The 9,944-nt window shown below is 71.2% G+C and carries 12 protein-coding genes and 1 pseudogene; all 13 read left to right on the top strand.

Annotation, left to right across the window (positions count from 1 at the left end; all coding sequences use genetic code 11):
* A partial coding sequence (locus Q0326_RS12610; RefSeq protein WP_298690987.1) for a head-tail adaptor protein occupies positions 1-292 on the top strand: 292 nt, incomplete at its 5' end.
* Positions 289-495, top strand: a complete 207-nt coding sequence (locus Q0326_RS12615; RefSeq protein ID WP_298690988.1) for a hypothetical protein — start codon at positions 289-291, stop codon at positions 493-495. The genes Q0326_RS12610 and Q0326_RS12615, both read left to right, overlap by 4 nt.
* The gene (locus Q0326_RS12620; RefSeq protein ID WP_298690990.1) at positions 492-896 is read left to right on the top strand and encodes a DUF3168 domain-containing protein; all 405 of its coding nucleotides are present in this window, start codon (positions 492-494) and stop codon (positions 894-896) included. Before Q0326_RS12615 ends, Q0326_RS12620 begins: the two co-directional genes overlap by 4 nt.
* Before the next feature lie 131 nt (positions 897-1,027).
* Positions 1,028-1,435 (top strand): phage major tail protein, TP901-1 family, encoded by a 408-nt coding sequence (locus Q0326_RS12625; protein ID WP_298690992.1) that lies wholly within the window; start codon positions 1,028-1,030, stop codon positions 1,433-1,435.
* A gap of 32 nt (positions 1,436-1,467) precedes the next feature.
* Positions 1,468-1,797: a gene transfer agent family protein gene (locus tag Q0326_RS12630; protein WP_298691008.1), complete on the top strand. Its 330-nt coding sequence runs from the start codon at positions 1,468-1,470 to the stop codon at positions 1,795-1,797.
* Positions 1,798-1,926: 129 nt separating this feature from the next.
* On the top strand, positions 1,927-2,130 hold the full coding sequence (locus Q0326_RS12635; protein ID WP_298690994.1) for a phage tail assembly chaperone: 204 nt from the start codon (positions 1,927-1,929) through the stop codon (positions 2,128-2,130).
* Positions 2,123-2,698, top strand: coding sequence for a tail tape measure protein (locus Q0326_RS12640; protein WP_298690996.1), 576 nt, complete (start codon positions 2,123-2,125; stop codon positions 2,696-2,698). The genes Q0326_RS12635 and Q0326_RS12640 overlap by 8 nt, the downstream gene beginning before the upstream one ends.
* Before the next feature lies 1 nt (position 2,699).
* Positions 2,700-5,020: pseudogene (locus Q0326_RS12645) on the top strand (DUF2460 domain-containing protein).
* Positions 5,017-5,838 carry a DUF2163 domain-containing protein gene (locus Q0326_RS12650; RefSeq protein WP_298690998.1) on the top strand — a complete coding sequence of 274 codons (822 nt, stop codon included), beginning with the start codon at positions 5,017-5,019 and terminating at the stop codon, positions 5,836-5,838. Before Q0326_RS12645 ends, Q0326_RS12650 begins: the two are co-directional and overlap by 4 nt.
* The gene (locus Q0326_RS12655; RefSeq protein ID WP_298691000.1) at positions 5,838-6,263 is read left to right on the top strand and encodes a peptidoglycan endopeptidase; all 426 of its coding nucleotides are present in this window, start codon (positions 5,838-5,840) and stop codon (positions 6,261-6,263) included. The genes Q0326_RS12650 and Q0326_RS12655 overlap by 1 nt, the downstream gene beginning before the upstream one ends.
* An 87-nt stretch (positions 6,264-6,350) precedes the next feature.
* The gene (locus Q0326_RS12660; RefSeq protein WP_298691002.1) at positions 6,351-8,543 is read left to right on the top strand and encodes a phage tail protein; all 2,193 of its coding nucleotides are present in this window, start codon (positions 6,351-6,353) and stop codon (positions 8,541-8,543) included.
* A 1-nt stretch (position 8,544) separates the two neighbouring features.
* The gene (locus Q0326_RS12665; RefSeq protein WP_298691004.1) at positions 8,545-9,045 is read left to right on the top strand and encodes a DUF2793 domain-containing protein; all 501 of its coding nucleotides are present in this window, start codon (positions 8,545-8,547) and stop codon (positions 9,043-9,045) included.
* Positions 9,046-9,241: 196 nt separating this feature from the next.
* Positions 9,242-9,944, top strand: a 703-nt coding sequence (locus tag Q0326_RS12670) for an outer membrane beta-barrel protein (RefSeq protein ID WP_298691006.1), incomplete at its 3' end; no start/stop codon positions are given.

Here is a 9,944-nt window from a genome sequence, read left to right on the forward strand (position 1 = left end):
ACGCGTGCTCGTCCAGCGCCGCGGCGCCGACCGCGACGATCTCGGCGGCGCCGACGGCCAATGGGCGACGCTGGCGCAGGTCTGGGCGGCGCTGAGCCCGATCGCTTCTGCCGCCTGGGGGCAGGGCGACCGGCCGGGCGCCGCCCCGCGCTGGCGGGCGAGCCTGCGCACCACCGACGTGGTGCCCGGCGACCGGCTGCAATGGCGCGGAGTCACGCTCGTGGTGCGTGCGGTCGAGGCCGATCCCGCCGCGCCCGACCGGCTGACGCTCGTGGTGGAGGAGGACCGATGACCAGCATTCCGGATCTGTCGCCCGCGCTGGTCGCCGCGCTTGCCGGCGCCGAAGCGCGCGCTGCCGCCGCGATCGCCGCCGAAGTGCCCGCCGATGTTTCGGTCGCGCCGACCGACGACGGCATCGCGCTCACCGGCCGCAATCTCTCGATCCGCGCGCAGACCGACAGTCGGCTCCGCGATTTCGCCGGGCTGGTGCGATGAGCGGCGCGGCCGCGGCGCTCCAGCGCGCGCTGGTCGCGACGCTGCGGGCGGCGCCGTTCGCGGGCGTGCTGACCGGCATCTACGACGGGCCGCCGGCGGAGGCGCTGTGCCCCTTCGTCGCGATCTCGGACGGTTCGACCAGCGACTGGTCGACCAAGGACCGGCGCGGGCGCGAGCACCGCCTGTCGATCGCGATCTGGGATGACGGCGACAGCCCGGCGCGGCTCCACGACCTGCTGGCCCAAGCGCAGGACGCGATCGAGGCGATGCCGCGGACGCTGCCCGGGAACAGCATCGCAAGCTTGGTCTTCCTGCGCGGCCGCATCGTCCGCGATCCGGACGGGCCATGGGCGGGGCGGGTCGATTACCGGGTCAGGACGCTGGAGCTCCCCCCTCCCTGAAAGAGAGGGGCCGGGGTGGGTTCTGTGCCGGATCGCGCTTCACCCGCCCCGAGCGAACCTACCCTACGCGAGCCTACCCCAAACCCCTCCCTTCCAGGGAGGGGCATCAGAAAAATGAAAGGAGACGTCTCATGCCCGCAGAAGCCGGCAGTGCCTTCCTGCTCAAGATCGGCGACGGCGCCGCCCCGCCCAATTTCGCCACCGTCGCGGGGCTGCGCACCACGATGCTCACCATCGCGGGTGAGCTGGTCGCGATCACCAACAAGGACAGCGGCGGCTGGCGCGAATTGCTTTCGGGGGCGGGGACGCGCAGCGTCTCGGTCGCGGGCAGCGGCGTGTTCACCGGCTCGGCGGCGGAGGCGCGGCTCAAGGCCAATGCCCTCGCCGGCACGCTCGACGACTATCAGCTCTGCTTTGCCAGCGGCGGCACGATGCAGGGCCGCTTCCTGCTGACCAAGCTCGATTATGCGGGCGATTTCAACGGTGAGCGCAATTACACGCTCGCGCTCGAATCCTCCGGCGCGGTGTCGAGCCTGTGAGCGCGCCCGACATCACGGCGCCCGGCGCCGCCATCGCGCCGCCCACCTCGGCCGCGCCGGCCAATCCCGCGCGTGGCGAGACCACGCTGACGCTCGCCGGCCAGGCGATGACGGTGCGGCCGAGCTTCGCCGCGCTGGTCGCCGCCGAGCAGGAGGTCGGCCCGCTGTTCGCGCTGGTCGAGACCGCCGCCGCCGGCAAGCTGACGCTCGCCGACACGGTCGCGCTGATCTTCCACTGTCTGGTCGACAAGCCCGGGGACATGACCCGGTCGAGCCTCGGCGACGCGATCGTCTCGGCGGGGATCACGGTGCTGACCCCGGTGCTGCAGACGCTGCTCGGGCAGATCCTGAAGGGGTTGTGACGTGTCTTATTCGTCATCCCGGACTTGGTCCGGGATCCATAGACGCAGCGTCAGTCCCTTGTGCGCGGCGTCTATGGATTCCCGCCTGCGCGGGAATGACGGGGCAGATCGATGGGTGGGAGCCACGGCATGACCGCCTTTACCGCCAGCGCCACCCGTCTCGCCGGTCTCGCCGCGGCCATCGCCGGGTGGCGACCCGACGACTTCTGGCGCGCGACGCCGGCCGAGCTCGAAACCGTCCTCGCGGCGTTCGCGGCGCCCGCGACTGCGGCGACAGCACCGCCCGATGCCGCGACCCGTGCGGCCCTGCAGGAGCAATTCCCCGATGGATGAGACGATCGAGACGCTGCTGGTCGGCGTCCGCGCCGACACCGCGAGCTTCGCGCAGGATGCGGCCAACATGCAGGCGTCACTGCAGTCCTCGCTCGGCCAGGGCGCCGACAAGGCGGGAAGCCTGATCGAGGCGAGCCTCGCCAAGGCGATCACGACGGGCAAGCTCGGCTTCGCCGATCTCGAGAAGAGCGTGCTCGCCGTGTTCGGCACCATCGCCGCCGGGGCGGTGTCGAACGGGCTGGCCTCGCTGCTCGGCGGAGCCGACGGTGGCGGTCTGGCGACGCTGGGCAGCAGCCTGCTCGGGTCCCTGCTCGGATCGCCCGGTCGCGCGACCGGCGGGCCGGTGTCGCCCGGCCGGCCCTATATGGTCGGCGAGCAGGGGCCGGAACTGTTCGTGCCGACGTCGGCGGGCAGCGTCGCGCCAACCGCTGCCGGCGCTTCGTCGCGCGCGGTCAACGTCGCGATCAGCATCGCCGCGCCGGCCGCGACCGAGCCCCAGGCGCTCGCGCGGTCGAGCCGGCAGGTCGCCCGTGCGGTCAGCCGCGCCCTGGCGCAGGCGGAGCGCTGAGATGGGCCGGAACATCGGGTGGTGGCTGGCGGGCGACGCCGATGCGGTGCGCGCGCAGAAGCGTCAGCTCGGCTGGATCAAGCGTTTCGATCCGCGCTTCTGGACCGTCGATTTCCCGCGCCCGATGATGGCCGCGGTGACGACGACGGGTCCGCAGGCGATGCGCGTCGATGCGGTCTTCTACCGGACCAATGATCTCGCTGGGCTGATCTGGGCGTCGACCGATACGATCGATCATCCGCTGCTGCGCTACGAGACGGCGCGCGACTATCGCGGCTGCACGCTGGCCTTCCACTGGCACTCGTCCGGTCTGATGCCGCTCGACGCGATCAACGGTCCGACGCTGACCATCGAGGGCCGCGACGCGGCCGGCGCCGCGCGCAGCTGGTACGTCCGGCTGTGGAACTATGCGACCGGCACGGCGACCGACGCGCAGGTCGCGCTCGATTTCGACGCGGTCGACGGCGGCTTCCTGCTGCCGGGCGAGGCGGACCCGGTCTATGCGGGCGACATCGACCGGATGTTCGTCTCGCTGGTGCCGCCGGGCTACACCGGCGCCGCCGGCGAACTCGCCGCGCCCGCCGAGGCCTGGGTCGAGATCACCGGGGTCGCCTGCGACGGCGGCGGGTCGACGCTGGCGATCGGCGACGGGCTCGTCCCGCCGCACGGGCTGTGCCTCGCGACCGGCTATGACGACGCGTACAACGTTACCCCGGCGCGGCTGCTGCGCCAGATCGTCGGCCTCGGCTATCGGGACGCGATCGACCATTATGTCGGGATGAGCCATTATTTCCGGCTCGAATGGAATGCGGGCGCCGGGCTGCACCTGATCAGCCTCGCCGGCGGCGTGCTCAACGTCGCCGCCGACGCCTGGCACCGCGATTTCCTCGCGCGCGCCGCGGCGCTCGGCTTCGAGGTCATCCTGTCGATGTCCTACGAGCTGCTCGACCAGCATGTCTGGAACGACTGGAAGCAGCGCGGCCCCGACGGCGGGCAGGCGCTGACCGGCTGGGATCCGCCCTCGACGCTGCTGTCGCCGTGCAGCACGGGGGCGATGGTCTATCTGCAGACGATCGCCATGACCTTCGCGACGATGGCGAAAGCGGTCGGGCGCGTGCATTTCCAGCTCGGCGAGCCCTGGTGGTGGGTGCGTGCCGATGGCACGATCTGCCTTCACGACGCCGCCGCGCGCGCCGCGCTCGGGCCCGGCGTCGATGGCGTGGCCAGCGTCAAGGGCGCGCTGACCGCTGCGCAGACCGCGGTGCTCGATGCCGCCGGCGCGCTGCTCGCGGCGTCGACCGCGGCGATCGTGGCGGCGGTGCGCGGCGTCGCGGCGGACGCCGAGCTGCTGCTGCTCGCCTATCTGCCGACCGTGCTCGCCGCCGACAGCCCCGAACTCCGCCGCGCCGACCTGCCCGTCGGCTGGGCGAGCCCGGCGTTCGACCGGCTGCAGCTCGAGGATTACGACTTCGTTCTCGCCGGCGACACCGGCGCGTCCGCGCGGGGGGCGGCCGCTGCCGCCGCGCGGCTCGGCTATTCCCCCGAGCAGCAGGATTATTTCAGCGGCTTCGTGCTCAACGCCGTCGACGCGCCGACCGACTGGCCGCGCATCGCGCCGCAATCGACGCGGCGCGGGCGCGGGGCGTGCTTCGGATCTTCGTCTGGGCGCTGCCGCAGGTCGCGCGCGACGGCTTTACCCTGTTCGATCTGGGGGAGGGGGACTTGAACGCCTTCGACGATGTCAGTTTTCCGCTCGCGCTGGGCGCACAGGCCAGCGTTACGCCGGCCTTTTCGACTGCGATCGTCACCACCGCGGCGGGGGTCGAGCAGCGCAATGCCGACTGGGCCGATGCCCGGCTGCGCTTCGATGCCGGGCCGGGGGTGCGCTCCGAGGCCGACATCGCGACGCTGCTCGCCTTCTTCCGCGCCCGGCGGGGCGCCGCGCGCGGCTTCCGCTTCCGCGATCCGTTCGACTGCGATTCCGCCGGCGACCAGCGCATCGGCACCGGCGACGGCGTCGCCACCAGCTTCGCGCTGACCAAGAGCTATGGCGACGCCGACCCGCAGATCCGCGCGATCACCCGGCCGGTGGCGGGCAGCGTGACCGTCGCGCTCGGCGGCGAGACGCTGGCGAGCGGCTGGACCCTGCTCGACGGCGGCATCGTCGCGTTCGACACCGCACCCGCGGCCGGCGTCGCGATCACCGCGACCTATCTCTTCGACGTCCCGGTCCGCTTCGCCGAGGACGCGCTCGAGGTCGGTCTCGCCACCTTCCTGGCCGGCGAGGCGCCGCAGGTGCCGCTGGTCGAGATCCGCGGATGAGCGCGCCGGCCTGGACGCAGGGCGACCTCACCACGCTGGCGCTGTGCTGGCGGCTCGATCGCGCCGATGGGGTGACGATCGGCTTCACCGCGCACGACCGCGACCTCGTCATCGCGGGCGTCGTCTACCGGTCGAGCCCGGGCATGCTGCCCTCGGCGATCCACCAGTCGGACGGCTTCGACGTCGACACGCTCGATGTCGACGGCGCGCTGACCAGCGACTCGATCACCGCGGCCGATCTGGCGGCGGGGCGGTGGGACGGCGCGGCACTCAACCTGTTCGCGATCGACTGGACCGATTCCGCGTCCGATCCGCTGCCGATCGCCAGTGGCGAGATCGGCGACGTCTCGATCAAGGACGACGCCTTCACCGCCGAGCTGCGCGGGCCGACCGCCTTGCTCGAACGGCCGGTGGTCGAGCAGACATCGCCCGATTGCCGCGCCAGCCTCGGTGATCGCCGGTGCCGCATCGACCTCGCGCCGCGCACCCGCATCGCGCATCTGCTGTCGTCGGCAGGGCAGGGGATGACGCTCGACCAGGCCGAGCCCTCGCCCAATGCCTATGCCTATGGCCGGCTGCGCTGGCTGGACGGCGCCAATGCCGGCTTGATCGCGTCGATTGCGGCATCGGATGGGACCGGGCTGACGCTGCGCGATGCGCCCGCCTTTCCGACCGAGGCCGGCACGCTGGTCGAATTGATCGAGGGCTGCGACCGGCGCTTCGAGACCTGCTGCACGCGCTTCGCCAACGCCGCAAACTTCCGCGGCGAACCCTTCTTGCCGGGCACCGATCTGCTGACCCGCTACGGGACCGATTGATGCCGCGCGCGCTGATGCCCGAACGCGCCGCGATCGTCGCGGCCGCGCGCCGCTGCATCGGTGCGCGCTTCCGGCTTCACGGGCGCGCGGTCGAAACCGGGCTCGATTGCGTCGGCGTCGTTGCGCTGGCCTATTGCTGCGAGCTGGTGCCGGCCGGCTATGCGCTGCGCGGCGGCGATCCGGACATCATCGTCGCGATGATCGCGGCTGCGGGCTTCGTGCGTGTCGACTCGCCGCACGCGGGCGACCTGCTGCTGCTCGCGCCGGGCCCATATCAGCATCACCTCGCGATCCTCACCGATCGCGGCTTCGTCCACGCTGATGCCGGCCTGCGCCGCGTCGTCGAGACGCCGGGCTGGCCGGCATGCCGACTGGTGGGCGCTTGGCGAATGGCGAGCGGTTTTCCGGCGCATGCCGGGGTCTAGGCCCGCACGGCATGGCGGGCGCTACGCTGACACAGCGCGGTGGGGCCTTGGCCCCGGCCTGCGCCGGGGAACAAGAAGGAAGAGGCGATGGCGACACTCGTACTCACCGCGGTCGGAACCCTGGTCGGCGGACCGATCGGCGGCGCGCTCGGCGCGCTCGCGGGCAATGCCATCGACCGCGCGCTCTTCACCCCCAAGGGTGCGACGGGCGCGCGGCTCGGAAGCCTCGCGGTGCAGAGCTCGTCCTATGGCAGCGACCTGCCGCGGCTGTTCGGCACGATGCGGCTGGCGGGCAGCGTGATCTGGTCGACCGACCTGCAGGAGAGCAAGACCAAGTCGAGCGGCGGCAAGGGCCAGCCGAGCACCACCAGCTACAGCTATTCGGCGTCCTTCGCGGTGGCGCTGTCGGCGCGGCCGATCCTGTCGGTCCAGCGGATCTGGGCGGACGGATCGCTGCTGCGCGGCAGCGCCGGCGACTGGAAGGGCGATGTCGGCGCGTTTCGAGTCCATCTCGGTGACGAGGATCAGGCGATCGACCCGCTGATCGGCGCCGCACAAGGGCTCGATACGACCCCGGCGCATCGTGGGCTCGCCTATGTCGTGTTCGAGCAGCTCCAGCTTGCCGACTATGGCAACCGCATCCCGTCGCTCAGCTTCGAGGTGGTCGCCGACGACGGCCTCGTCTCGCTCGCGACGATCGCCACAAACCTGTCCGACGGCGACATCGCCGGCAGCGGCGGCCCGCTGCTCACCGGCTATGCCGCGGGCGGCGACAGCCTGCGCGGCGCGATCGAGGCGCTCGCCTCGGCGCTCCCCGTCGCCTTCGCCGATGGGCCGGACGGCGTGACATTGGTCGACGAGACCGCGCCGCCGCTTGCCATTGCGGCCGCCGAGCTGGGCAGCGCCGCCGACGGCAAGACCGCGCCCAAGGTCGTGCTCGACCGGCAGGCGGCGGGCACGCTCAACGCGGCGATCGCGATCAGCTATTACGATCCGGCGCGCGATTACCAGCTAGGGTCGCAGAGCGCGCGCCGCGACGCCTCCGCCCGCCGTGCCGGCGCGATCGATCTCGCCGCCGCGGTCGACGCCGCCACTGCCAAGGGGCTGGCCGAGGCAAGGCTCGCGCGCGAGTGGGCGGGGCGGACGACCGCGACCGTCACGCTGCCCTGGCGGCGACTCGATATCGGCGCGGGCGCGCTGCTGTCGCTGCCCGGCGAGGACGGCATCTGGCGGGTGACCACGCGTGGCTTCGAGACGATGCTGGCGACGCTCACTGCGCAGCGCTTGCCCGATGCAGGCATGGCGACACCGGTCGCGAGCGCGGGAGCCGGGGTGGCCGAGACCGATCTCCCCGCCGGCCCGACGACGCTCGCGCTGCTCGACCTGCCCTCGTTCGGCGACGATCTGCCGACCGTCCCGACGCTGCTGATCGCCGCGGCGGGTGTATCCGCGGGCTGGCGCAAGGCCGCGCTGATGGCGAGCCTCGACGGCGGAACGAGCTGGCAGTCGATCGGCCAGACCGCGTCGGCCGCGACGCTCGGCACCACGCTCGACGTCTTGCCGGCGGGCGACGCGATGCTGCGCGACATGGTCAATCAAGTCGATGTCCTCCTCCTCGACGCGGCGATGACGCTGGCCGGGAGCGACGCCACCGAAGCGTCGGCGACCGTCAATCTCGCGCTGATCGGCGACGAACTCATCCAGTTCGCCGCCGCCGTGCAGACTGCGCCGAAGACCTTTCGCCTGTCGGGTCTGCTGCGCGGTCGGCGCGGTACCGAATGGGCGATGGCGGAGCATGTCGCCGGCGAGCGCTTCGTCCTCGTCGACGCCGACACGCTGCGGCCGTGGACGCTGCCCACCAGCGCGATCGGATCGACCGTGCGGATCGCGGCGAGTGGCGTCGGCGACGCGACGCCCGCCGAGGCGAGCCTCGTCTTCCAGGCGCGCGCGCTGCGGCCGCCCGCGCCGGTCGCGCTGGCGGCGACGCCGCAAGCGGACGGGTCCCTGCTCGTCGGCTGGACGCGGCGCAGTCGGCAGGGCTGGGCATGGCTCGACGATACCGACGCGCCGCTCGCCGAGGAAAGCGAACGCTATCGGCTGACCGCGATCCGCGCCGGCGGCACCGCGCTCTCGATCGATAGCGTCACGCCGTCCACCAGCGTCAGCGCCGACCAGCTTGCCGCGATCGGCGGCAGCGCCCCGCTGTCGATCGAGATCGTCCAGATCGGAACCGCCGCGGCGTCGCTGCCGCCCGCCGCCCTCGTTTTGCCGGGAGTCTGACATGTCCGACGCCACCGACCGCTTCGCCCTGCCGTTCATCGCGCCGGGGCAGGCGCAGAAGGAAGCTTTCCATAACGAGGCGCTGGCGCGCGTCGATGCGCTGCTGCAGCCGATGGTCGAGGCGGTCGCGCTCAATGACCCGCCTTCCGCGCCAACCGCCGGGCAATGCTGGGTCGTCGGCGCGGCGCCGACGGGCGGGTGGAGCGGGAAGGCGGGATCGATCGCGGCGTGGAGCGTGGACGGCTGGCGGTTCGTCACGCCGCTGCTCGGTTCGACGGTCTGGTCGCGCGCCGACGCACTTGCCGCGCGCTTCGATGGCAGCCGCTGGATCCTCGGCGAGATGGCCGCCGCCCGGGTCATGATCGGCGGCGTCCAAGTGGTCGGATCGCAACAGTCGGCAATATCGGCGCCGAGCGGTGGCGCCGTGGTCGACGTCGAGGCCCGCGCGGCGCTCGTCGCGGTGCTTGCGGTGCTCAAAAGTCACGGTCTCACGGCAATGTGAGAATCTTTTCGTCGCCATGAAACCGATCGCTGTTACGCGTGTTGTGCAGCCGCTTGACAGAGAGCATCCACGACGCGGCACAGTCAAATTGTGGTAATCTGGCAACAGTTTGGGAATATGCCCGCTTGCGTGGATATTCCTGTTTGGTTAGGGTTTTTTGATTCCCAGTTGGGAATTGATGGAAAGGGGATTTTATATGCGGAAGCTCGCCATAGGAGTGGCGCTGGCCTCCACCGCGTTGGCTGGACCCGCCTTCGCGAGGGACAAGGCGTGGTACGTCGGTGTCGAAGGCGGCGGCATGCTCGTCGAGAATTCGAACTATGATCTCGCCGGCGTGAACAACGCTGTCCAGGTGAAGCAGCATTACGGCTACGACGTCGACGGCATCGTCGGCTACGACTTCGGCCCGATCCGGATCGAAGGCGAGGCCGCTTACAAGCGCTCGCAGGTCAAGAGCTTCAACACGTCGATCAACGTGCTCGGAAGCCCGGCCGGCCAGTACAACAGCTCGCACTCGGGTAACACCTCGGCGCTCAGCTTCATGGCCAACGCACTGCTCGATTTCGGCGACGAAAAGGGCATCAGCGGCTATGTCGGCGGCGGCGCCGGTGTGGCGCGCGTCCACTCGGGCATCTGGCGCATCGACGGTGGCAACACTTTCGACAACGACAGCGACACCCGTTTCGCATGGCAGGCGATCGCCGGCGTTCGCGCTCCGATCACCAACAACATCGATCTCGGCCTCAAGTATCGCTTCTTCAACGTCCAGGACGTGAAGTTCACCGATTACACGGGCAACGAGTCGAAGGGCCGGTTCCGGTCGCACAGCTTGCTGGCAAGCGTGATCTTCAACTTCGGCGAGCCGGCTGCACCGCCGCCCCCGCCGCCCCCGCCGCCGC

It is taken from the genome of uncultured Sphingomonas sp. (assembly GCF_937859915.1).
In the GTDB taxonomy this organism is placed as follows: Bacteria; Pseudomonadota; Alphaproteobacteria; order Sphingomonadales; family Sphingomonadaceae; genus Solisphingomonas.